The sequence below is a fragment of the Streptomyces swartbergensis genome (assembly GCF_002148965.1).
In the GTDB taxonomy this organism is placed as follows: Bacteria; Actinomycetota; Actinomycetes; order Streptomycetales; family Streptomycetaceae; genus Streptomyces; species Streptomyces swartbergensis.
In genome coordinates this window covers 1-23,160 of record NZ_NGFN01000111.1, presented here as the reverse complement: position 1 = coordinate 23,160, position 23,160 = coordinate 1, and the positions used below count along the sequence as shown (strand labels likewise).

Here is a 23,160-nt window from a genome sequence, read left to right as displayed (position 1 = left end):
GCCTCCCGGCCGGCCCAGCAGGCCGCCCAGGGCCCCCAATCGCCCCAAGCGCCCTGGAGGCCCCAGGCGCCTTCCGAGGCGGCCTGGGGTGCTGTCAGGGCGGCCGGAAACGCCGTCCGGGCAGCCGGAAGGGCTATGAGGACGACCGGAAGGGCGGTCCGACGGACCGGAAGCAAGATCCGACCGACCGGAAGCACGATCCGACCGACCGGAAGCACGATCCGGCCGACCGGAAGCACGATCCGGCCGACCGGAAGCAAGATCCGGCCGACCGGAAGCAAGATCCGACCGACCGGAAGCACGATCCGAGCGGCCGGAAAGGCCATCCGAGCGACCGGGCGGGCCACCCGAGCGGCCGGGAAGGTCCTCGGGGCGACCGGAAGGGCTGTCGGCGCGGCTTCCGGGGCGGCTGGCGGGCACTGCACTCCTGCGGTTCGAGGGCGATCACACGGCTCGGACCGACCGTCGGCCCCGTACACCTTATTCGCAGGGAAGTCCTATTTGCGCGCGAGGAGCCCGTTCACCGCCCTACTCGGTGAGCTCCTCCAGCAGCCGGGCCGTCGCCAGCCCGGCCCGCAGGTACTCGACGAACAGCTCGTTGTGCAGCGCCCAGGGCGAACGGCGGTCCCGGATCAAGCGGATCGCCGCGTCGGCGGAGCTTCCCCGCCGCATCAGCGCGTGCGCGACGACGAGGCCGGAGCGGTTGTACCCGTGGTAACAGCGCACCAGCACCTTGCGGCCCTCGTCCAGCGCCTCGCACGCGGCCTCGGCCAGCCGGATCACACCGGCGAGCTGTGTCCCGTCGAGCGGTCCGTCGGGTATGGGCCAGACGTGGTGGCGGACGTCAGGATCGGGCCCGTGCCCCGGCAGCCGCAGCAGCGTCTGCACGAGGTGGAACTCGTCCCGCACGACGGCGAACTCCGGATGGCCCAAGGCCGCGGTGTACTCGTGGCCGCCCATCCACAACCCGGGGACGACCTCGCTCCATGGACTCTCCGGCGTCGGCACATCGGGTTTCCTGCGGGTACGCAACGGCGCCTCCCCAGCATCACCGCCCGAGGGCCTGCCCGGCGGATCATGCGCGGACGCGTGGTCCGGCACGCGCATCCGCCGCGTTGTCGTCGGTCCCCGACGCTCCGCGTCGAGTCCCTCCTCCGCCGTGCAGCTACCCGCACCAGACCACGTTCCCCGGCGTTGACCAGGCACTCCGCCCTCCCTGCGCCTTGATCCGCCGGGCAGGCCCAACTCCTCTCAAAGGTAACCGGGTTCTTGCCCCCGCAGCACCCCGCCTGTTCCCATGGACTGGGGTGATGGTGCATGGACGGACTGCGCGTCATACCGACCTGGCGGCACGGCCGGGAACGGCTCTACGTCTGCCTCCCGGACGGCAGGAACATCGCCTGGTACGACCGTGAGGCGGGCCGGGTCAACCTGCTGGGCGAGGACCGTGAGGACGACGTGCTCCGGACCCTCGGGCCCTTCATCACCGGCCCGGTGACGGTCGGGCCGCCCCCGGTTCCGACCCCCGCCGAGCTCGCCCGTCTGACCCTGCACCCCGACGACGACCTGGCCCCCAACCGCCCCGGCGAGTCCCTCCTCGTCGCCCTCGACCGCGACCCCGGCCCGGCCCGCCGGCTGCGCCCCGACCCGCGCCGCCGGGCCCTGGAGGCGGAGCAGACGGTCGGGGACGCCCTGGACCGCCTGGACGGAGCGGGCTGGCACGCCGTGCACTCCGTCCCGCTCCCCGGCGGCAGCCGCATCCACCATCTGCTGATCGGCCCGGGCGGGCTGTTCGCCCTGCACACCCTGTACGCACGCAAGCAGCGGGTGACGGTCGCCGACCCCCTGGTCACCCTGGGCCGCCGCGAGCCGATCGCCCTGCTCCGCCGTGTCCGGGCCGACGCCGACCGCGCCTCCTACGCCCTGACGGCGGAGGTCCGACCCGTGCTCGCCCTGGTCGGCCCGACGGCCGTGTCGGTCCCGGCCGCACCGCGCGAGGTCCGCGTCCTCACGGACCTGGAGGTGCAGACCCTGGCCCGCCAGGGCGGCGTCCTGAAACCGGCGGACGTGGAGGCCCTGCACGCGATGGCGCGGGACCGGAACACGTGGACGCGGGTGTGAGGGCGTGCCGTCACGCCGTAGCTCAGGGCCTGACGTCAGGCCGTAGCTAGGGCAGCCGGCCCGCGCTGCCCGGGTCGAGGAGCGGCGCGAGCAGATCTCCGTAGTCCTGCACCCGGGGTGCGATGTCGGTCGCATGGAAGTCCAGGCGTCCGGGCGAGCCGCACTCCTCGACCTCCTCCCAGGTCACGGGTGCCGACACGGTCGGCTCGGGGCGGGCCCGGAGGGTGTAGGGGGTCGCCGTGGTCTTGCGCGCGGCGTTCTGGCTCCAGTCGACGAAGACCTTGCCCGGACGCAGGTTCCTGGTCATCCTGTGCAGCGCGAGCCGGGGCATGGCCTTCTCCGCCTCGACGGCCAGCTCCTTGGCGTACTCGGACACCCGCTCCGAGGACGCCCCGCGTACGGCGGCGAGCAGATGCAGCCCCTTGGACCCGGACGTCTTGGCGTAGGCCTCGATGCCGTCCGCCGCGAGCCGTTCTCGCAGCCACAGCGCGACCTCGCAGCACTGCACGATGCTCGCGGGCGCTCCCGGATCCAGGTCGAAGACGATGCGGTCGGCCTCGTCCGGCGAGCCGACGAGCCACTGGTGCGTGTGGAACTCCGTGACGAGGTTGGCCGCCCACATCAGGCTCGGCAGGTCCTGCACCAGGACCATCCGCGACGGCCCCTCGACCCGCGGCACCTCGGCGGTGGTGACCCAGTCGGGCGTACCCGGCGGGACGTTCTTCGTGAAGAACACCTGCCCGTCCGGCCCGTCCGGATACCGCAGGAAGGACACCGCCCGGTCGCGCAGATGGGGCAGCAGGACCTCGGCGACGGTCGCGTAGTAGTGCAGCACCTCGCCCTTGGTGAAGCCGGTGGCGGGATACAGCACCTTCTCCAGATTGCTGAGCGGGAGCCGTCGCCCCTCCACCTCTGTGATAGGCGCCATACGATAAGAATCCCACGCGAATCGTGACAAACACTCCCGAGAGTGACCGGAAGGGTGCTGCACGTGAGATCCATATGGAACGGCGCCATCTCCTTCGGCCTGGTCAGCATTCCGATCAAGCTGGTGAACGCCACCGAGAGCCACTCGATCTCCTTCCGCCAGATCCACACCGAGGACGGCGGCCGCATCCGCTATCGCAAGTTCTGTGAGCTGGAGGACCGCGAGGTCACCCAGGGGGAGATCGGCAAGGGCTACGAGGACGCGGACGGCTCGATCATCCCGATCACCGACGAGGACCTGTCCAGCCTGCCGATCCCGACGGCCAAGACGATCGAGATCGTCGCCTTCGTCCCGGCAGACCGGATCGATCCGCTCCAGATGGACGCCGCGTACTACCTCCAGGCGAGCGGCGCCCCGGCCGCGAAGCCGTACACCCTGCTGCGGGAGGCGCTCAAGCGCAGCAACAAGGTGGCGATCGCCAAGTTCGCCCTGCGTGGGCGGGAGCGCCTCGGCATGCTCCGGGTGGTCGGCGACGCCATCGCCATGCACGGCCTGCTGTGGCCGGACGAGGTCCGCGCCCCCGAGGGCGTGGCCCCCGACGCCGACGTCACGGTCCGGGACAAGGAGCTGGACCTGGCCGACGCCCTGATGGACACCCTGGGCGAGGTCGACCTGGAGGACCTGCACGACGAGTACCGCGAGGCGGTGGAGGAGGTCATCGCCGCGAAGGCCGCCGGCGAGGCCCTGCCCCAGGCCCCCGAGCCGGCCGCGGGCGGCAAGGTCCTCGACCTCATGGCGGCCCTGGAGAACAGCGTTCGCGCGGCACGCGAGTCCCGGGGCGAGGAGGCCGGCGAGCACGCCGAGGTCAAGTCGCTCCCGCAGCGCAAGACGGCCCGCGCGGCGCCCAAGCAGACCGGCGGCAAGAAGTCGGCGTCCACCGCGAAGAAGACGGCGGCCAAGAAGACCACGGCATCCGCGAAGAAGTCGACCGCGAAGTCGGGCCAGGGCACGAAGAAGACCGCGTCGAAGAGCACGGCGAAGAAGACGCCCGCGAAGAAGACGGCCTCGCGCAAGCGCTCAGCCTGATCCGCAACGCGCAGCCTGATCCGCACCCGGCCGCACCCCTCACGGCGCGTACGTGATGTCCGGCCGGGGCGGCCGGGCCATGCCCGCCCCGAGGAAGTAGTCGACGTGGTGGGACTGCATGTAGCCCTTGAACGTCATGGCGTTCCGGTAGGCGGGGTTGTGGGCCAGGGTGTACAGCCGGTGGGGCGTCGGCTGGTTCGTCGTGAAGACGATCAGCTCGTCGTAGGACGCGTTGGTGTAGACGGCCTCCTCGCGCCAGTCGCCGAGGATGTCGCCGACGAGGGTGGGACCGCCCTGGGCGGCCTTGACCGCACCGTGGTTCCAGGTGCTGACCAGCCGGGGCAGGCTGCCGCTGGGTGTCGGGCGGGCCGGGTCCCACTTCTCGATCTTGCCGTCGTTGAGCAGCTCCATGGTGAGGTCGCCGTCCCACCACAGGCCCAGCTGCGGCCAGGGGCGCAGTGAGGTGTCCGGCTCGGTGAGCCGGTTGGCGGCCGCGTTGTAGAGGCCGGAGAAGGACCAGACCTCCATGCCGGGGAAGCGCGGGTCGACGTCGCCCGCCATGCCGCGTCCGACGTCGGCGGGACCACCGCCGTGCCGCCAGATCACGTTGCCGTTCGCGGCGTCGTAGTAGTACTCGAGCAGACCGCTCGGATTGTTCTGCTGCACGCCGTAGCCCTCCAGACCCGGGCGGCTCGGGTCCATGTCGGCGATGTGGAAGCGGTCGCCGTGGACGATGCCCTTCGGCCCCATCGAGTAGCGCAGCGAGCCGTTGCCGCCCAGCACGAAGCCGATCTCGGCGACCTCGTCCGTCCCGTCGCCGTCGACGTCCACGGCGCGCGTGTTGTGCCCGTCGGGCGCGTCCTGGCCGCCGCGCTGCCACGTCCACTGGCGGTCCAGCGAGTCGCCGTCGAACTTCCAGGCGCCCATCATCAGGTTGAAGGCGCCGTCGCCTTGCCGGTTCTTCATGAAGGCGACCAGGCTCGGCGTGGTGCCGTTGAGATACGCCACCCCGAGGCGTGCGGCCATCGGGCCGTCCGCCAGGTACGTCGTGGGGACGGCGGACCAGTTGCGGAGTGCTCCGGTCCGGCCGTCGAGCACGGCCATGAACTGCCGCGCGTCGTTCTCGTGCGTCCAGGTCGTCCCGTCGCCGAACCTGACCCCGTCGGCGATCCGCAGGGCGACCTCCGCACGGCCGTCGCTGTCGAAGTCGTAGACCGTGACGCCGTCCCAGTGCCCCAGGTCGATCGCGGACGACCCCGGCTCGATGTTGTCCTGGTTCAGGCTGTTCGGACCCAGGTCGACCTCCCAGAGGAAGTCGCCGTCACCGCTGTACGCCTCCAGCTTCTGCGGGGAGGTCTGCCGGTCGACGACATAGTCGTACTCGCCGTCGCCGTCGAGGTCGCCGACCCAGACGAACTTCACCGCGCCGCCGGGCCGTAACGGCACGCGCACCACGGGCTCCACGGCATGACCGGCCGACAGCGTGAAGGCACCGCTGGGTGCCTGCTCCTGACCGCCGACGACCGGGGTCACGCGGTAGCTGTTGGCGCGTGTGAGATCGGCCGTGGAGTCGGTGTAGTTCGTCCCGCCGGTCAGCACACCGGAGTTGAGCTTCACGTACGCGCCGCCGGCCGTGGACCGGTACACGTTGAACCCGATGCTCTCCGGGTCGAGCCCCAGCAGCCGCCAGGAGACCAGGACCTGGGTGCTGCCGGCGCGCACGGCCACGACGCCGCGGCCGAGGGTCTCCATCACGCGTGCGGCCTTCACCGCCGGGGCGGGGCTCGCGGCGGCGACGGTGAGTGTGGCGCAGACGGCCAGAACCGCCGCCGTAGTCCTCATGCGCATGACAACTCCGTCTCCTTCGGGTTGACCGCGTCGACCGAGGCCCGGAAGCCCCGGCGGTTGAACCGTTTTCACCGCTGTGATGGAAGCACCGACCTGAGTACCCGTCAATACTGGCGGTACAGCCCGATGCTCGACCGGAAACGCTTACAGGGACCGGAAGCCGCAGAGGCTCAGTGGTGCTCGGAGACGAGCACCGCACGAGTGCCGGGTTCCAGCGCCTGGAACACGTGCGGGACGTCGGCCGGATAGCAGATGTAGTCGCCCGGCTGCAGTTCCACCGGCTCGTCGGCGACGCCCACCAGGGCCCGGCCCGCGCCGATCACGACGTGCTCGACGACTCCGGGCGGGTGCGGCGCCGAGGAGCGCTGCGGCCCGGGCTCCGCGGCGACGCTGTAGACGTCCCGCCGGGCCCCGGGCGGGGAGGCGGCGAGGAGCGTGGCCCGGTAGTCGCTCTGCTCGGACCCGACGGCGGGTCCTTCCCCGGCCCGGATCACCTGCACCCGCGGCCGCTCCACGGCCACCAGCCGCGGGAAGGGGATCTCCAGGGCCACACACAGCGCCCACAGCGTCTCCAGACTCGGATTCCCGGTGCCCGACTCCAGCTGGGAGAGCGTGGACTTGGCGAGCCCGGCCCGGCGGGCGACCTCGGTGAGGGACAGTCCCGCCCGGACGCGTTCCGCCCGCAGGGACGCGGCGATCACTTCGATCGGTGGCTTGGGGGCGGGACCGGCGTCGGGCATGGGGTGTTCGCTCCAGTGGTTGTTCGTTCGTCTTGACGAACATCGTAGCCGGTGTTCAATATAAAAAATCATGCGTTCGTTCTGGAGAACACGGTACGGCCGAACACTGAATGGTCGACCACTATGTGATCGACCACTGAATGGCGACCACTGAATGGCCGACCACTGAATGGCCGACTCTGGATGGCCGACCACTGGATGGTCCGCTGCTCCGCGACATCGGGCTGGTCTGCCTGGCGGTAGGGGTGGTCGGCCTGTCGTACGGCGCCGTCGCGGTCACGTCCGGGTTCGACTGGTGGTTCCCGGTCCTGATGGGAGTGCTCGTCCTCGCCGCCTCGTCCGAGTTCCTGTTCGTCGGGATCATCGCCGCCGGGGGCAGCCCGATCGCCGCGCTGCTGGCCGGACTGCTCGTCAACGCACGCCATCTGCCGTTCGGTCTGGCGGTACCCGGGGTTCTCGGGCAGGGCTGGCGCGGAGCCCTCGGCGCACATCTGATGAACGACGAGACGGTCGTCTTCGCCCTCGCCCAGGACGAGCCGGAGCGCAAGCGGGCCGCGTACTGGCTCTGCGGTCTGGGCATCCTGGTCTGCTGGCCCGTCGGCGCCGCGCTGGGCGCACTGCTCGGCAGCGTGGTGCGGGACACCGGCGCTCTCGGCCTGGACGCCATGTTCCCCGCGGTGATCCTGGCGCTGATCCTGCCCGCGCTGAAGGACGGGCCGCTGCGGCGCACGGCCCTGGCCGGCGCGGCCCTGGCCCTGACAGCCACCCCGTTCCTTCCGGCGGGCCTGCCGGTCCTCCTGGCACTGGCCGCCCTGCCGCTGTTCGCCGTCAAGACGAAGAAAGAGGCGATGCGATGAGCGCCGCCGCCGCCATACCACTGCCGTCGACGCTGGCGGCGATGCTCGCCCTGGCGGCCGGCACGTTCCTGCTCCGCCTCTCCGGACCGGCCCTGCGCGCGAGATGCACGCTCCCGGACCGCGCCGGGAAACTCCTGGAGGTCTCGGCGGTCCTCCTGCTCGCCGCCCTGGCCGCCACGTCCGCCCTCGCCGAGGGCGATGCCTTCACAGGCCCCGCCCGCCCGCTCGGGGTCCTGACCGGCGGAGTGCTCGCCTGGCGCAGGGCCCCGTTCCTCGTCGTCGTACTGGCGGCGGCGGGCACGACGGCACTGCTGCGACTGGCGGGGGTCCCGTGACACTCCCTTCAGCGGACCTGGATCTCAGGCCACGCGCCGCCGCTCCTTCTCGCCCTCGCCCTCGCCTTCGCCCTCGGCCTCCTCCTCGTCCGGCAAATGGACGTCGTCGACGGCGATGTTGACCTCGACGACCTCCAGCCCGGTCATCCGCTCCACCGCGTTGATGACGTTGGTCCGGATGTCCGCGGCGGTGTCGGCGATGGCGGCGCCGTACTCGACGACCACGTCGAGGTCGACGGCGGCCTGGCGCTCACCGACCTCCACCTTCACCCCCTGGGTGACCCCGGTGCCCCCACCGGGCACCCGCTGGCGCACGGCCCCGAAGGCCCTGGTCATCCCTCCACCGAGGTTGTGCACCTCGGGGATCTCCCGGGCCGCCATGCCCGCGATCTTCGCCACGACCGTGTCCGCGATCGCGGTGCTTCCCCGGGTCTCCGGGGGAGCGGTGCCGTCCTGCTTTCCCGTCCCGGTAGCGGTGTCTCTGCGCTGTGTGGTGTCCGTCATGGCCGTCCCCTCGATGATCCGTGCGGGGTATGAGCAGCGTCGTTCTTATCCACCCGTATCCACCGTAGAGCACTGGTGCATATGGGGCGAAAGTGCTGAAAATTCCCGGGTGCCTGCTCACCTCAACAGCGAGTCGACGTGGCGCTGAAGGACGGCCGACGCCGCCTCGGGGCACTGATGCCCCGCGATGACGTGGACGGTGAGACCGTCGGCCACGGCGAGGAGCGTCTGCGCCTCCTGGGCGGCGTCGAGACGCTGCGGGATCTCCTGGGTGTCCTGGCCGTAGTGGATGAGCCACGCGACGAGGTCATGGAGCTTGCCGTACGTCTCCTGCAGGACGGCGGCGAGCCTCTCGCTGGAGGGAGCATGACTGACGAAGGCCAGCCACACATGCGCCTGGTCCCTCGACTCCTCGTCCAACAGGGCGAGTTCGGCCAGGGTGTGCGACAGCAGGGTGGCCGCGGACTGTGGGGTGGAGGTCGCGGCGATGCGCTGGTTGGCGCGTTCGCTGACGCGTTGTGAGATGTGCTCCAGCGCGAAGAGCAGCATGTCCTCCTTGGTGCGGAAGCACCGCTGCACGGCCCCCATGGACACCTCTGCCTCGGCGGCGACGTCCCGGAGGCTGACGGCCTCCATCCCGGAACGCGCGATCAGAGCGCACACCGCCTCCGCGATCCGCAGCCGCCGCTCCTCGTAGTCGACCTGCTTGGGCACGCGCCGCTCCCTCCGAACCCTTTTCTGATGCACTTGCATCATAACCGCCGACCCTGCACGATGTGATGCGACCGCATCGAAAAGAACTCCCGAAGGGGCCCCGTCATGCCGAAGCAGCAGCCCAACACCTCGCAGACCAACTCAGGCCAGGGCCTGCTCTGGCTGTTCGGCGCCACCCTGTCCGTCCAGGGCTTCGGCTCCGCCATCACAGAGGCAGGCTGGAACACGAGCTTCGGCGCCGCGGGCCTCCTGCGGGCGGCGCACGTCCCCGAATGGGGAACGCTCCTGGTCGGCTGCGCGGGTGCGGCCCTGCTGGCGACAGCGGCACGGCGCCGCTACGCGCAGGGCCGGGCCGGTTGCCGTCCTTGAGCGGCTCGGCAGGAATGCCAAAAGCGGGACCCAGTGAACTGGATCCCGCTTTGCGCGTAGTCACTTACGCCGATCAACCACACGATCACGCCGGTCGAGGCGAAGTGCCCCCGGCAGGATTCGAACCTGCGCACACGGCTCCGGAGGCCGCTTGCGGCATCGGCTTCTCTGCTGTTCAGAGGGCCAACTAAGGGCGAGAACGTATCTCCCGTCCACGCATAGTCCGTACTCCTACTCCTCGATCCAGTCCTCCGATACAGCTCGGATGAAGGTTGCTAGGTCGCCTTCTTGGGGTGGGATGCGTGTTGGATGTCGTGATGCGAAGACGGCGTAGTAGCGGTTCACGAGCCCGCGAAGCTCGTCCTCCTGAGGTTCTGTGGTGACCAGGGTCAGGTAGATCTCTCCGGGCTCTCCGCATGCCGTAACTGGACGCCCCTGGCCGTCGTAGCCCTCGTGGAACTCGTTCTTAGAATCGATCAGATCGTTAGCGAGGGCTGGCTCATGGAGGACGAACATGCGCCCGTCCTCATCGAAGAGTAGAACAGGGTCTGCCGGATACATCAGCTTGTTCCTCCAGGGCAGCGGCGTGTTCTCGCGTTCAGTTTACGATGTTGGACAAGGGCCGCGGATTCGGCTCTGTTTCCGTGTCGGTGCTCGGTGACGGCCAATGCTTTCGCTGGGCGCGGGTCATTCGTTTCCGAGGACGTCTCGGACGCCTCTGCGGTCAGATTTCTTGTGAAGGTAACCGCTCGTGGTTAGAGCCGTTACGAGTGACAGCGTGTTAGCGAGCGCACCGGTCGTCTCACCGAAAGCCGGCCATATCAAGATCACTATGACGATCACTGTGACTACCCAGAAAGGTACGGCCGGAGTGGGGGTACTGGGATGAACCTGCGTCACGCTCATGTCGATGCCTCCGCGGCGTCTTGTGTTCGTCCGCGTCACGTGTGGCTTGCCGACTCGGTGACGTGGCGAATGCGGGGGATTAGATGCCGCAATCATGGCTTCGCTCTGGAGCTATGGCTAGCGGCCAGAGCGTTACGTGCATACCGGATAAAACGGAATGCGCTTCGGTGAAGCGATTTCCACCGGATGGCTCTGAGCTGCCCGTATGCGCATGCCGCATGGGACAAAAGGGTGCATAGACCGGAGACTGGTTTTCGGTCCCCGGTGAGGTGGGTGCAAAAGTCAGCAAAATGCGCATTTCAGTTCGGACGATGTGCGCGAAGTCACACCTTGCGGCCCCTGGTGCCGGGGAGTTGGGCGTGGCGGGTGCGGTGGTAAGCCAGGTACTCGCGGTCGACTTGATGGGTGGCGACCTCGCGGAGTCGTGCTCGGTGGGAACCGCCGGCGCGGCTGGTGATGGTCAAGTCGTCGCCAATGGTCAGCATGCCGAGGTCGAAGAGCACGTGGTGATTGGGACATAGGCACAAAACGTTGGCCGCGATATCGGGGCCGGCGTGGGGGCGACCGAGAGGCTGGATGTGGGCGGCCTCCGCGTAGGCCCCTGTGGGGGTAGCCAATCGAATATCGCAGACCTGGCAGGTGTAGTCATGGGTACGTTTGACGAAGTCCGCTACCGCGGTGCTGCGTACGATGCGCTGGGTGGTAACTGTTGCACGTGTAGGGGCTTGCCGGCCCTCCGGCTCACGGGGAGCTGGCATGGTCGGCTGCGACGCCGCTGCTGTCTGGGGAAGCTGGGTGAGCCGGTAGCGCCACACCAGATAGCCGGAGCGTCCGTGCTCGGCCCAATAGTCCTCGACTCGGAAAAGTCCGTCGTAGCGCAATCCAGTCGTTGGCGAGTACTTCGGCTCACCGCCGGCGCCACGGACTACGCGCACCGGTGCACCGGTGGTCAGACTGGTGACCAAGGCAGCGTTACCTCGGGTGAGCTCCTGGTCACGGATTTGTCGGCCGGTGTCGGGGTCACGTCCACCTTGGCCGGTGTAGACGATCACATCTCCGTAGTCCTCGTCATCCTCGTAGCCGCCCGAGACTACGATGGATTCCGCGCCCTGTTCCGCAGTGCCGCAGATGCCGGACTGGTTAGGTCGATGGACACGCGCTGCTGCCAGTGCTCGCCGGTCTGTAAAGGGCTGGCCCACGTCTACGCCAGGCACGGCTCCGAACCCGTCGAAAACTGGGTCGGTCAGTCGGCAGTCCTGCAATAGCAGCGAGGGATCTTCGCCGTCGAAGAAGCGGAGTAGAAGCGCGTCGACCACTCTGTGGCGCGCCGCCGGGTTCGCAGCCATTGTGCTGTAGACCTTGTCACGCAAGCCACCGCGTGGGTTCTGAGCGGTGAGCCATTGCCGAAGCTTCGAACCACGCGCCTGCGGCACCTCGCCGATCACACCATCAAGCTCCCACAGCGGGGATCGGCTGAGGGCTACGAACGGATACTCCGGTGAGGGATCCGAACCCGGGCGGCCGTACTTGCTCAGTAGGCGGCGCAACTCCTTGCGCGCATCGGCCCATGGCACCAACCTCGGGTGCCCGGCGGCGGCACGGCCGAGCCCCCACAGCAGCGTGATCGGCTGATGTCGCGCCGGCAGCCCCGTGGAATGATCCACCCGCAATGCCTCTACCGCAGCACAGAGTTCCTCCACGCCATCTTGCTGCAGCACAACGCCTCCTTCCTAGATAAGCTGCCTCATGCGATGTTGAATCAACTGATCGAAGCCCGAGAGCAGTTTTAGCACCGCGTTAACTGCCGTCACCTCGTCAGACGGTGCGGGTAGGCGACGGACGCGAGGTTGGTTTCCTCCCGATGTGCCCCGGTGGTATCGACGCCAAATCTCTCGTCGGCTTAGATGGGCGGCATCCCCTCGTTCTGATCCGAAGATTTCCAAGGCCGCTACCAACGTTGGATCAATTTCCGATATATCGATTCCGATCCAACCGACAAGCTTCCGGACGTCGTGCTTCTTGATTCCGTTATTCCCTCCAACGACTCCAGACTCGATGGCTGCAATCGCTGCTTCGAGACGCACGGGCATGTCTTGCATAATGCGACTCTTGCTTAGGTAGAAAGAGGTTGCGCCGTTCTTGCCGTCGAAAAAAAGTTTTGACTGATGATGAATCACAGCAGCGGCCGCCGGCACGGTGATTGCCCCATTGCAGTTATTGAAAATATGGAGACTGCTGCGAACCGAGCAGAGGAGAGAGTCTTCGAAGTACCGTTCTAACTCTGCGTGCATGAGCACTCGGTATGCGAGTGCTCTATCCTCTTCCACAGCACTAGGTGGGAGGCCTTGGCTAGAGTTCCATGTCATCGAGGGGCCAAGAAGGTGGTCTCGGAGAGTTGACTCGCGAGCAATAAGCCTCTTGAGGCGTCTTGTTACGCTTGCCATTGTCCACCGGTCATTGCGTCGAGGACATATTCCTCATCCAAGCTCGTTGTGGCTCCAATCATCTTGGACCACAGTTGAAAGCGTCCTCTGACTGCCTCTGTCGACTTGGTCGTGGAGGTGACGTATTGCGCGAAGGGGGAAAGAACGCAAAGTTCTTCCATTGAGCGCTTGAGCTGCAGACGATCAGACGCGTAACATGCGTGCCTGATCTCTGGAACGCGTAGGCTTGCCGTCATTACGTCGAACAACGGTGCGTTGAAGCGCTTGATGTAGCCGTTGGGTGTAAACCTAAAAAAGGAATGGGCGCCAAAGATGTCGAACGAGGCATCAATAGCGGCGTTCAATTCGTTGCCCATCGCTGCGTAGTTCGACTCTAGTGATGGCCAGTGCTTTCCACCCGATTTCGCTTCCTCATCTAGAAAGGCTCGAAGATTTCCCCGATAAGAACCGAAGCGGCGGGCGAAGGCAAAGTGCCGCAGCACCATCTCCGCGTCGCGCATACGGAAATCGGCATGGGGGATGCGTCGAGCTCGACGTACCTGCATTGAGTCGGCCGAAAAATGGTCGAGCCAATCCATGAATGGGCTGAAGTTGAGCGCCCGCCTAAGTTCGTGGGAGGAAAGGCTGACGCTATTTTGGTTGAGACGATGGAAGATTGAATGCAATGCGCGATCGTCCGAGTACCCTTGGACCACGACAGTCCTGATGGGCTGAACAAGCAAGTTCTCCCAATATTCGGCTAGATTATCGTCGGCGAGAACTTGCTCCAGGTTCTTCCCCTGAAAGTCGCTAAGAATCTCGAGCTTAGGGAATTTGCGTGAAGTGGGAGCGCTGTTAAGGTCTGCCGCAAACTTAATAGCGAGTAGACGCTGCTTCCCATCGAGGACAACGAACTTGCCCTTGGCTCCTCGTTTGGTGGCTAGGACGAGTTGCGGCACGGGAATCCCCAGCATCAAGGACTCCAGGAATCTCCAGATCTTCTGCTGGTTCCATACGGGATGACGCTGATAAGGCGGTGAGACGTCGATGGCTCCCTTAAGCATTCGCTCCATGACAGTTGTTGACGTCCAGTCAACTGTGTAAGTGGTGATGTCGCGAAAAATCTTCTCCTCGGAGTCCTCTTCTTCGTCGGACTCTTCATCCTCCAGGTCGTAGTCAGGCAGCGACTCTTCCTCGCGGGCATCATCTGTCATGTCGGCGAATCACCTTCTATGCGCTACGTCGTGGGCGCCATGCCTCGGACAAGATCAGCGTAGTCTCTGAGGCATTGTCAGCACGAGGAGTTGGTCAACTCCACTGGGCGGGACTGCTGGGGCACCGGGCTACCGACACCCCGGCCGCTGGCTGCTCCGCAATGTCGACTCGTCCTCAGCCGGCCAGACAAGTGTTGTGCTGGCGAGGCCGGCATGAGTTGACCCGTCTCTGCTCGGTCGCTCCGGGCTACGGGCCAGTGCCAGTCGACCTTGTTGGTCATGGGGTGCACCTCGACGGGGCGACTTCTTCTTCCTGAAGCAACTTGGGTGCGCCCTCGACCTCGGGGCTGTGCCACTCTCACCTGCTGCGATAGTCCGCAGGTGTGCGCGGTTGTCCGCCGCTGTCCGTTGGCGTTGTCACGCAGTTAGACACTCACACGGCAAGCTGGCGGGAGCTTCAGTCGCCTGCGAACCACAAGTAGCTGCCTGGGGTGGCCGCGCACTGTTCCAGCATCGCTGTGAGATCGTCCAGCGCAGCGAGCTGACGCTCATCAGCGCAACTAGGCCTCAAGGCGTGGATCTCCTGGAGGGCGGCCGTGGCCTCCTGCTCGTTCATCAACGTGTCCCCGTACGGATCGACGGCGGTGAGCCTTCCGGGTACTCCGAGGAACTGGAGCGAGCCGAGTGCATCGGCCAGTGCGTCGCCGTGCCCGTAGGAGCTCCGCAGGAGCGTTGCGCGGGACTTGCGCCAGTTGTTGCGTGCCGGCCGTGACGAGTGCAGCTCCAGATCAATCCCCATGTTTCATGATGACGCGCTGCGCTGCTGCACAGCCACAACTGATCATCGGCGGCCGTGACCTGCGGCCGCCTTATCGATCAACGTCCTGACCTGCTGCAGGGCTGTCGGCAGTTGTCGGTGTTGGTCATCGTTGAGCGCCCTTCCACGGCCCGAGGACGGCCCGGGAGGGCGCTCCCGTATCGGCTGACTCGCCGTGATCGCTGCATCGAAAGTGTCAGCGAGGAGGCTTGCGGCTACCGACTTCAGACGAAGAGGTCACGCAGCGTTGCCCGTGGGGTCTACTATCTGCACATCACACGGAGGTGGCATATGCCTAGGCATCAGTTCGCGTTGTACGAGATTCGGGTACGCAAGATCCAGGAGCCGAAATCGTATCGCCAGGTGTATAGCTTCAATCCGCGAAGGGATGATCTCTTCGATACCTATACCAAGTTCCTTGTGGATGGAATAGGGACGAAGGGTGCGACCGTCGAGCGGTCTGAGCGTTACGCGCGGCTGCACTCGATGGAGGAATCTCAGCGTACCCTCTGGTTCACTGTTGAATCCGGTAGGTACGGCACTCGGGGAAAGGTCGTTGATACCGGCACCGGGGACGATGCGTATGAAATACAGGATGATGACGCGGCAGCCTATCCGCTGAGGCAAGCGCTATTCGTCCCGACGGTGGGGGACTTTGCGCTTTGGGCCACGGAAGTAATCGGACACACGAGTGCAATCGGTGCACTCAGTCCGATGTTCCGCGACTGGTTCAAGGAGCGCTATGACTCCGAAAGGCTTTCGCTCGATATCAACTACTTCCAAGACACAAACGCCTGGACGAAGTTCATAGAGGAATCCTCTCTGCAGGAGATCACTTACATCACGCGAGAGCGTGATGGGGACGACCGGAGTGTGGGCACGCGCGTTCAGGAGCACCGAATTAAAGCCGCTCGGCGTCTGCGGCTGCCCCGAGACTGGATCATGCGTGCGATCGAGAAGAGGCTGCCGCCGGACTCTGTCTTCTCCGTGAGCGGGCTCCCTGAAGCTGACGAGGTGCGCCTCCAGATCGAACGCGGCGGCAGGTCCCGTACGATCGTCGTCGACCGGGACTGGCCGCGCTTCAACTATGCACTTGAGGGGCCCCGTAACGGCCCTCCTGGAGACGAAGTGTTCCGGCGCGAGGTGTTGTCAGAGGTAGGTGCTTCACTGGAGTACCTGGGCGCGGACCGGGGTGCCTGGATGATCTAGTCGACGTCGCATGAGGGGGCCGCTGTGAGTGGTAAGTGGGATGTTCGAGACATCGCGGCGGCCAACTTTCACACGTACGTGGATGCCGGCGGTAAGCGGAGGGTAGGCGATGTCATCGTTTTCGTCGGTATTCCGCTCTCGCTCGGCCTGGCTTGTGGGTTGCTAAGGCATTTTGATCATCTGCACATCTTGGACGTCTCCAAGCTCATCGGCGGAGTTGGAGTGTTTACAGGCCTGCTTTTCGGGCTCTTGACGAACGTCTTCACTCTAAGCTTGCGTGTTCGACGAGATGAAGGCTTGAACCCGGATCACGTAATCATTCGTGATGTACGTGAACTCTTCGCGAATTTGAGCTGGGCCGTTTTGGTTGGTCTTCTGCTTGTCGTGCTCCTCGTCGTGGTGACTGCAACACATGACCCCAAAAAATCGATCGGGGCTGTGTGGACCGGACTCTTGGTGGCCACCTTCTCTCACCTTATTCTGTCGCTCCTTATGAGCCTTAAGCGCCTATGGTTTGCGCACCAAAATGTCTCCAACCTGCCACCTAAAATTGCATCCTAGGTCGGTGGAGCGGCTTTGGGCTGGAGCTGCTTTGGGGCGAGTGATCATGGCCCCGTAAGCTTCCGGCGAGTCGGGCAGACTGTGGACCTGCCCGTTAAAGCACGACGTTGGGGCCATGATCTTAGAGGCTCGCCCCAAAGTGGCTGCCTAAAGCCGTGGAGCCGACCGCCCCAGCCACAGAGGGTGTCTCCCACTTCATGCCCGCAGCCGCCGAGCGCGCCGCCGGGCGCGGCCAGCCGGGGCGAAGACAGGAGGCAGGCCGCGCCGCAGAGGCGGCGCGCGCCCGCGCCGTGCGCGGGCACTTGAACCCGTGAAGAAGGTTGTTACTCAGTAGTGGCTGTGATGCGCCACAAGGGAGCGTCGTACTGCTTCGGGCGGCTGTTGATGAGCAGCTGGCGCAGGTCTTCGCGCAAGGAGCCATTGAGGTTCAGGGCCTCGGTGATGCGGCGGAACGTCGTGTGGGTGACTCCGCGGCTGCGGGCCTCGGCTTCGAACTGGTCGAGCTGAGACAGTACGGCCTCTCGGTCGAGCTGTACCGGTGGCTGGTCCTTGAGCCACGCGGCCTTGTTGCGCTCGTAGTCGATTTCCGAGTAGCCGCAGATTTCGCGGCTGTGTGCCTCGACCTCGTCCAGGGTGGCGGTCGTCAGGATGGCGCGGGCCAACTGGTTGCGGGTCAGTGCCTCGTCCAGGTCGACCTCATGGACCGTTGGTCCTTCGTCGGTGAGGGGGACCGGGAGGCCGGCGTCTCGCATTTCGCAGGTGCCGCGTACGCCTCGGGCTGTCGCTGCGAGCATCCCGGTTGCCTCGGAGGGGTGCCATTCCATGACCGAGCTGATCGGCTCGGTGTCCTTCGCGGTGAGGGTGTGGAGGAGGGGGCCGAGCATGTCGCACAGTTCGTGGAGAGGGAGTTCGCCATCGAGGCCGGGGCCTGCTACCAGGAGGCGGACAGGAGCATTCACCTGGCAGCACGCGGCGAGCGTGACGGCGTCGGCGAGGGGGCTCTTCAGCGTCGGTTCATCGCCGCGGGCGAGGATGTCGCCGCCTACATCCAGGAGATCGATCGAGGCCGGTGACAAGTGGTCCACCAGCTCTTCGAGTTGGCGGGTGACACCCTCGACCCCGTGGCGTGCGTCGATCAGCGCGAACGTGTGCCGGAGCTCTGCTGCGAGTCGGGGGAGCGTAGAGCCTGCCGGAGCGATGGGGCGGGCCTCGGCCGGCACTGCCCAGACTGCTGGTGTGAGGGGTTGGAGGCCGCTGAAGTTGTCTGGCCCTCGGGGACCCGGAACCGGGTCGATCAGGAGGCGGTCCCACGCGTACGTGAGGATCACCGCCTGGTCCTCGTCGCCATAGAGGGCGGCGTGAATCATTGCGGCGGCGACTGCGTCGCCCCCTCCTCCTGCTGCGACGATCAACCGCGTCATGCGTCTCAGCCTACGGGGTGGGGGGTTGACCACTCACCCTATAGTGGCTAGAGGCCATAGCCACTTTTATCGAGAAGCAGGCCTCAGCGGGGTGCCCGACTACTCGCCTGGGGCTCGCCTTGGGTGAGGAGGACTGATGCCGCAGATCGAGGAGGCTCAGCCGAAGTATCTCCAGATCGCGCACTACATCCGTGATCAGATTCTTCGGGGTGACCTGCGACCAGGTGACGAGGTGCCGTCCGAACGGCAGTTGGCGGCTGACTGGAAGGTGTCCCGGCCCACGGCCGCACGGTCGTTGGAGGCGCTGAGCCATCAAGGGCTCGTCGAGAAGCGTCAAGGGTCGGGCACGTACGTGCGCAGCCTCGAAGTCAACCGGCGGGCGCGTGAGTTGTACGGGCGTGCTCGGCAGACCGGGAAGATCTACACACCGGGCGAGTACGCCGTGATCACCTCTGCCGGTTGGCTGGAGGCGCCGGACCATGTGGCTGAAGCGCTGGGCCTCGTCAAGGACCGTCGGGCGGTGCACCGGCGGCGGGTGACCAACAACCAAGACGGGCCGATCACGCTCTCCACCTCGTGGTTCGCTCCGGATGTCGGTCAACGTGCGCCGAGGCTTCTAGAGCCGGAGCGGATCCAAGAGGGGACGCTGCTGTACGTCGAGAACATGACCGGACGGCAGGGGAGTTACGCGGAAGATCGCATGTGCGCGCGTGCGGCCACAGAGGAAGAGGCCGAGGACCTTCAACTTGCCGCGGACTCCGCCGTCCTGATCGTGCACCACGTCGTCTTCGACCTCCAGGACCGGCCGTTGGAGTTCGCTGAAGCCACCTACCCGCCGCATCGCTGGGCGTTCGAGCAGGGCTACCCCCTCACCTGAGGGGCCAGTTGCGGCGAATCGCTTGCGTCGGCCAAGTGGCTAATGCCACTATCCAGAAAGTGGCTAAGGCCACTTCACTGGGAGGAGGCGCGGTGTGACGAGTCAGCGGCCGGATCAGGGCACGCACTTACCTTGCCGGGGTTGCCGGGGGCGCGGCTGGAAGCGTGTCGGCTCACGAACGACCCTGGCGCTTGCCACCGCCGCCGATCGCACCCGTGCCACATCGAAGCGGCGCTGCCTCGACTGCGACGGCAGCGGCAGGAAGTGAGCACCTGATGGCCTACATGATCGACCGCTACCCGTCTGAGGAGTCACCGCGCCTCGGTGCGATGACCTTGCACCCTGTCGCTGAGTCTGTGCCGCGGGCTCGGCGCTGGTTCCGCAAGTTCATCGCCCCGTACAACCCGGCCTGCTCCGTCGACGACTGTGCGCTGATGATCTCGGAGCTGGTGACCAACGCCATCGCTTACGGCCGGTCGGACGAACCCTGGCTCGTATGGGTCGAGTGGTTCCGTGAGGGGACCTCGCTCCGGGTCGACGTGCACAACCCCGGCTCTCCGGCGAACGTGCGGCTGAGGCACCCCGACGCCAACGACTCCCACGGGCGTGGACTGCTCCTGGTTGATTCGCTGGCCGAGTCGTGGCACGCCGCACCGAGCCGCTTCGGCGGAACCGTCGTCTCCTTCGTGGTGGCCGATGCCTGGCCCGGAAAGTAAGAGTTCGCTCCGCTTCTACTTTGACAATCGAAGATTCGCTAGTCTGGTTGACCAGTTGACTTGGCCAATCCCGACAGGCGGCGTTCATGGCGTATGAAGTGGAGCCACCGAAGTACGTGCGCCTCGCACAGACGATCCAGCGCCGCATCGAGGACGGCACGTACCCGCCTGGCACTCGGGTGCCCAGCGAGAACCAATTGGTGCAGTCCTTCGGGATGTCCCGCCCCACCGTCGTGCGGGCGCTGGAACTGCTGAAGCGTGACGGCTGGCTGGAGTCCCGGCAGGGGTTCGGCACGATTGTGCGAGGCCGCCCGGCTGTCGTCGAGCAGAAGGACCGCCGGGGGAGTGAGACGCTCACGCGCGACGAGTCGCAAGCGGCGGGCCGGTTGGTTGAAGTCGGTTACGTCCCCGTCCCGGTGCGGGTCGCCTCTGTCCTTGGGTTGCCCAAACGGGCCAAGATTCTCATGCGCCGGTTCCTGGCGGAGGAGGATGGCGAACCGGTGGAGCTAGTGTCGTCCTACTTCCCCGCCGGCCTGGTCGAAGGTACGGAGCTGGAGAGCGCCGACGCGCTGGCAGGTGGCACCCGCGCACACCTGGAGACGCGCAAGAAGGTCCGCTTCGACCATGTGACGGAACGGGTTTCGGCACGTCTGCCGGAGCCCTCTGAAGCGGAGCTTCTGGATCTCCCTGCGGGGGTTCCGGTCCTCAGTGTCCTGGTCGTCGCGTGTGACGCTTCCGGGCAGGCGCTGCAAGTCTCCGACGTGCTGCTTCCCGCCGACCGGCAGGAACTGGAAGACACCTACCGTCTGAACTGAGCCCGATTGGCGGCCCGTTCACCGCCTACTCCACCTCGATACGCACTTGACAAGTCAACTTGGCATCTCTAGCTTCGAACTTGCTAAGTCAACTTGTCAGGCAGGCAGGTTGATCGACTCAAGAGGAGAAATCTGTGCGTGTGATCCGTATTGATGCCTCGGCCGCCACGATCCTGCTCACCGAGGCGCCGGTGCCGAAGGTGCGCGACCGGCAGACCGGTGAGATCGCCAAGGACGCTGTGAGTGGTGAGGCGCTGATGACGGTCGGCGTCGTCTACGTCGACGAGGGCGAGTCGTCGCTGATCAAGGTCACCGTCCCCGAGAGTGGTGTGACGGACGGCCTGACCGTCGGGGCCCCGGTATCGCTGCCGGGGCTCATCGCTCGGCCATGGGAAAGCGTGTTCAACGGGCAGCAGCGGCACGGCATCGCCTATCGGGCGACCGCCGTTGCTCCTGGCGCCTTCCCGATGGAGCAGGCGGGCTGATCGCCGTGACCGACCTGGTGACGTGGGCCGAGCTGGGCGGGTCGCTCGCTGCGATAGGCGGCGCGGCCTACGCCCGGCACGCCCATCCGGCGGCGTACTGGTCCACGGTCGGGCTGCCCGTCTCGGTGGCCCGGCTGCTGGCCTCGTACACCTCCACCATGGACGCGTGCGGCCTGACGGTCGAGCCGCCCCGGTGGCGGGCCCTGGCCGTCAAGGCCACGACTCGCCGTGAGGTCCGGCCGGTGCCTCCTCGCCGGGGCAGGATCCGGCCCACCTCGACCGGTCTGCGGCTTCGGCTGCGGCTGGCTCCGGGCCAGGAACCGGCGGACGTGGCGGCCTCGGCCGAACGGCTCCGGCACGCCTGGGGCGTTCACGCCGTGTACGTGCGGGACGTCAAGCCCGGTGTCGTGGAACTGCGGCTCGTCGGCTTCGACGTCCTGCGGAAGGTGCGGATGCCTCGCCGGACTGAGGCTGGTCCGCTCCGCGTGCCGGTGGCTCTGCGGGAGGACGCGACCGCCTTCGTGCGGGACTACCGGGCCGTACCTCACGAACTCGTGCTCGGGGCCACGTTGTCCGGCAAGTCCATGTTCCTGCGGAACCTGCTGGCCGGGCTGGCTACTCAGCCGGTGGTCCTGGTCGGGATCGACTGCAAGCGCGGTGTGGAGCTGGCGCCGTTCGCTCCTCGGCTCTCGGCGCTGGCGACCGACCCGGAGCAGGCGGCCGAGCTGCTGCCCGTGCTCGTCAAGGAAATGGAGGACCGATACGACCTGATCAAAGCGCGGCAGGGCATCGCGCCCGGCACCCCGGATGAGCTGATCACCTCGGACGTCTGGGGCCTGCCGGAAGACGAACGCCCGGCTCCCATCGTCCTGTTCGTCGACGAAGTGGCAGAACTTTTCCTCGTCGCCACCAGGAAAGAGGAAGAGCGACGGGACGAGATGGTCACCCAGCTCATCCGGCTCGCCCAGCTCGGCCGCGCGGCCGGCATCTATCTGGAGGTGTGTGGGCAGCGCTTCGGGGCCGAGCTGGGCAAGGGAGCGACCATGCTCCGGGCTCAGCTCACCGGCCGGGTCTGCCATCGGGTGAACGACGAAGCTTCCGCGAAGATGGCGCTCGGGGACATCGCTCCTGAGGCTGTTCTGGCCTCCTGCGCCATCGCTGCCGAGTTGCCCGGCCTCGCCGTCGTCGGCGACACGTCCGGCGGCTGGTCCCGCATCCGCACCCCTCACCTGTCCCTCTCCGACGCTGCGGCCACCTGCCGCGAGACGCACACCTCGCCCCGGACGTTCCGGCGCTCGCGCCGTTCCGGCCTCACGTTCGACCCGCGCCGGTGAAGGAGTCCGGTTTCCTGGCCACTCCTCAGCCGATCACCGAGTAACTAACTCGCTCCCACGGTCGGCGCGGCCGTCCCGCGCCAAGTCCCTACCCCACCCATGCCCGGAACTGGAAGGAGTGGCCGTGCGCGCCCTGCCCGTCCGTGTGGACGCCGTGCTCGTTCAAGCGGTGATCGCCGCCGCGCTGTCCTTCGCTCACCTGCATGACCTGGCACTCGCCGCCGGACAGGACGGCTGGAAGGCCTGGGCCTATCCGGTCTCTGTCGACCTGCTGTTGGTCGCGGCCTGGCGGCGCCTGCGCTCCGGTGAGTCGAAGACGGCCGGGTGGTGCTGGTTCCTCGTCGCGCTGACAGCGTCCCTCGGCGCCAACGTCGCCACCGCCGGTCTGCTCGACCTGGAGAACGTGCCGGCCTGGCTCCGCATCCTCGTCGCCGGATGGCCCGCGGTCGCCTTCCTCGGCGGCACGCTGCTCGCTCACGGAGCAGCGCATCCAGGCACAGACCCGGCGACGGCACCGGAACCACCTTCGACGGCACAGGCGCCGGAACCGACCGCCGCAGACATCGAGCCGCCTACTGCTGCGCCCGAACTGCCGGCCCCCGCACTGGAGTCGGCTCCGCCGCCTGCATCCCCGGTACCGCCCGCGCTCGTCACCCTCGCCCGCAAGATCGCCGACGAACACCGCGCCCGGACCGGGACCGACATCGACACTTCGACCCTTCGCGCCCGGCTCGGTGTCCCGATGCCGCTCGCCGAAGCCATTACCACCCAACTCACCTGACCCGGAGGACTTTCCCTCTTGCGCCCGTCCACGCTCCGCGCGCTGAAGCGCGCCGCCGAGCTGACCCGACAGAACCGCCTGACCGAAGCCGTGCTGATC

At 66.6% G+C, this 23,160-nt stretch carries 24 protein-coding genes, 1 tRNA gene and 1 pseudogene; 13 read left to right on the top strand and 13 right to left on the bottom strand.

The annotated features are described in order from the left end of the window. Positions 1-528 precede the first annotated feature (528 nt). Positions 529-1,032, bottom strand: coding sequence for a protein-tyrosine phosphatase family protein (locus CA983_RS19250; RefSeq protein ID WP_086602147.1), 504 nt, complete (start codon positions 1,030-1,032; stop codon positions 529-531). Positions 1,033-1,317: 285 nt separating this feature from the next. Between CA983_RS19250 and CA983_RS19245 the strand changes: the two genes are divergently transcribed. Continuing rightward, on the top strand, positions 1,318-2,121 hold the full coding sequence (locus CA983_RS19245) for a nuclease-related domain-containing protein (RefSeq protein ID WP_086602146.1): 804 nt from the start codon (positions 1,318-1,320) through the stop codon (positions 2,119-2,121). A 46-nt stretch (positions 2,122-2,167) separates the two neighbouring features. Here the strand turns inward: CA983_RS19245 and ligD are convergent, their stop codons facing one another. Further along, positions 2,168-3,049 carry a non-homologous end-joining DNA ligase gene (gene ligD, locus CA983_RS19240; RefSeq protein ID WP_086602145.1) on the bottom strand — a complete coding sequence of 294 codons (882 nt, stop codon included), beginning with the start codon at positions 3,047-3,049 and terminating at the stop codon, positions 2,168-2,170. A gap of 63 nt (positions 3,050-3,112) precedes the next feature. Between ligD and ku the strand changes: the two genes are divergently transcribed. Beyond that, a complete protein-coding gene (gene ku, locus CA983_RS19235; RefSeq protein WP_483027219.1) occupies positions 3,113-4,135 on the top strand; it encodes a non-homologous end joining protein Ku in 1,023 nt (340 codons plus the stop codon). A 39-nt stretch (positions 4,136-4,174) separates the two neighbouring features. On the opposite strand, the gene CA983_RS19230 is transcribed toward ku, so the two are convergent. Next, complete coding sequence (locus CA983_RS19230) at positions 4,175-5,983, bottom strand: rhamnogalacturonan lyase family protein (RefSeq protein WP_244206999.1); 1,809 nt, start codon at positions 5,981-5,983, stop codon at positions 4,175-4,177. A gap of 170 nt (positions 5,984-6,153) precedes the next feature. Beyond that, positions 6,154-6,723, bottom strand: coding sequence for a helix-turn-helix domain-containing protein (locus CA983_RS19225; protein ID WP_086602143.1), 570 nt, complete (start codon positions 6,721-6,723; stop codon positions 6,154-6,156). 140 nt (positions 6,724-6,863) lie between these two features. Here CA983_RS19225 and CA983_RS19220 point away from each other — a divergent pair, with 140 nt between their 5' ends. Then, entirely contained in the window at positions 6,864-7,580 is a 717-nt protein-coding gene (locus CA983_RS19220) for an AzlC family ABC transporter permease (protein ID WP_086602142.1), read from the top strand. Then, positions 7,577-7,915, top strand: coding sequence for an AzlD domain-containing protein (locus CA983_RS19215; RefSeq protein ID WP_086602141.1), 339 nt, complete (start codon positions 7,577-7,579; stop codon positions 7,913-7,915). The genes CA983_RS19220 and CA983_RS19215 overlap by 4 nt, the downstream gene beginning before the upstream one ends. Before the next feature lie 24 nt (positions 7,916-7,939). Here CA983_RS19215 and CA983_RS19210 read toward each other — a convergent pair whose 3' ends face one another. Continuing rightward, positions 7,940-8,419 (bottom strand): Asp23/Gls24 family envelope stress response protein, encoded by a 480-nt coding sequence (locus tag CA983_RS19210; RefSeq protein WP_086602140.1) that lies wholly within the window; start codon positions 8,417-8,419, stop codon positions 7,940-7,942. Between the two features lie 117 nt (positions 8,420-8,536). After that, positions 8,537-9,133, bottom strand: a complete 597-nt coding sequence (locus CA983_RS19205; protein ID WP_086602139.1) for a TetR/AcrR family transcriptional regulator — start codon at positions 9,131-9,133, stop codon at positions 8,537-8,539. Between the two features lie 105 nt (positions 9,134-9,238). Here CA983_RS19205 and CA983_RS19200 point away from each other — a divergent pair, with 105 nt between their 5' ends. Continuing rightward, positions 9,239-9,502, top strand: a complete 264-nt coding sequence (locus CA983_RS19200; protein ID WP_086602138.1) for a hypothetical protein — start codon at positions 9,239-9,241, stop codon at positions 9,500-9,502. 105 nt (positions 9,503-9,607) lie between these two features. Here CA983_RS19200 and CA983_RS46245 read toward each other — a convergent pair. The 6 genes from CA983_RS46245 to CA983_RS19180 all read right to left on the bottom strand — a co-directional run bounded on the left by CA983_RS46245 (position 9,608) and on the right by CA983_RS19180 (position 14,844). Further along, positions 9,608-9,686 (bottom strand) — tRNA-OTHER (locus CA983_RS46245). 47 nt (positions 9,687-9,733) lie between these two features. Further along, on the bottom strand, positions 9,734-10,063 hold the full coding sequence (locus CA983_RS19195) for a hypothetical protein (RefSeq protein ID WP_086602137.1): 330 nt from the start codon (positions 10,061-10,063) through the stop codon (positions 9,734-9,736). Positions 10,064-10,731: 668 nt separating this feature from the next. Beyond that, positions 10,732-12,126, bottom strand: coding sequence for a phosphorothioated DNA-binding restriction endonuclease family protein (locus tag CA983_RS19190; RefSeq protein ID WP_244206997.1), 1,395 nt, complete (start codon positions 12,124-12,126; stop codon positions 10,732-10,734). Between the two features lie 12 nt (positions 12,127-12,138). Further along, positions 12,139-12,699 (bottom strand): hypothetical protein, encoded by a 561-nt coding sequence (locus CA983_RS45860; RefSeq protein ID WP_143645510.1) that lies wholly within the window; start codon positions 12,697-12,699, stop codon positions 12,139-12,141. A 140-nt stretch (positions 12,700-12,839) separates the two neighbouring features. After that, complete coding sequence (locus CA983_RS19185; protein ID WP_086602136.1) at positions 12,840-14,045, bottom strand: GmrSD restriction endonuclease domain-containing protein; 1,206 nt, start codon at positions 14,043-14,045, stop codon at positions 12,840-12,842. Between the two features lie 457 nt (positions 14,046-14,502). After that, a complete protein-coding gene (locus CA983_RS19180) occupies positions 14,503-14,844 on the bottom strand; it encodes a hypothetical protein (protein WP_086602135.1) in 342 nt (113 codons plus the stop codon). 309 nt (positions 14,845-15,153) lie between these two features. Between CA983_RS19180 and CA983_RS19175 the strand changes: the two genes are divergently transcribed. Further along, positions 15,154-16,071, top strand: coding sequence for a hypothetical protein (locus CA983_RS19175; protein ID WP_086602134.1), 918 nt, complete (start codon positions 15,154-15,156; stop codon positions 16,069-16,071). A 24-nt stretch (positions 16,072-16,095) separates the two neighbouring features. Continuing rightward, on the top strand, positions 16,096-16,632 hold the full coding sequence (locus CA983_RS45855) for a hypothetical protein (protein WP_143645509.1): 537 nt from the start codon (positions 16,096-16,098) through the stop codon (positions 16,630-16,632). 323 nt (positions 16,633-16,955) lie between these two features. On the opposite strand, the gene CA983_RS19170 is transcribed toward CA983_RS45855, so the two are convergent. After that, entirely contained in the window at positions 16,956-18,053 is a 1,098-nt protein-coding gene (locus CA983_RS19170) for a DUF1152 domain-containing protein (RefSeq protein WP_086602133.1), read from the bottom strand. 136 nt (positions 18,054-18,189) lie between these two features. On the opposite strand from CA983_RS19170, the gene CA983_RS19165 reads away from it, so the two are divergent. From CA983_RS19165 to CA983_RS19140, 6 genes and pseudogenes are all read left to right on the top strand, one after another. Beyond that, entirely contained in the window at positions 18,190-18,930 is a 741-nt protein-coding gene (locus tag CA983_RS19165) for a GntR family transcriptional regulator (RefSeq protein WP_086602132.1), read from the top strand. Positions 18,931-19,205: 275 nt separating this feature from the next. Then, a complete protein-coding gene (locus CA983_RS19160) occupies positions 19,206-19,646 on the top strand; it encodes an ATP-binding protein (RefSeq protein ID WP_086602131.1) in 441 nt (146 codons plus the stop codon). An 86-nt stretch (positions 19,647-19,732) separates the two neighbouring features. Beyond that, complete coding sequence (locus tag CA983_RS19155) at positions 19,733-20,461, top strand: GntR family transcriptional regulator (protein ID WP_086602130.1); 729 nt, start codon at positions 19,733-19,735, stop codon at positions 20,459-20,461. A gap of 134 nt (positions 20,462-20,595) precedes the next feature. After that, positions 20,596-20,946, top strand: coding sequence for an SCO3933 family regulatory protein (locus CA983_RS19150; RefSeq protein ID WP_086602129.1), 351 nt, complete (start codon positions 20,596-20,598; stop codon positions 20,944-20,946). 5 nt (positions 20,947-20,951) lie between these two features. Continuing rightward, positions 20,952-22,324 (top strand): annotated as a pseudogene (locus CA983_RS19145) (FtsK/SpoIIIE domain-containing protein). A gap of 80 nt (positions 22,325-22,404) precedes the next feature. Next, the gene (locus tag CA983_RS19140) at positions 22,405-23,061 is read left to right on the top strand and encodes a DUF2637 domain-containing protein (protein ID WP_086602128.1); all 657 of its coding nucleotides are present in this window, start codon (positions 22,405-22,407) and stop codon (positions 23,059-23,061) included. Positions 23,062-23,160: the final 99 nt, after the last annotated feature.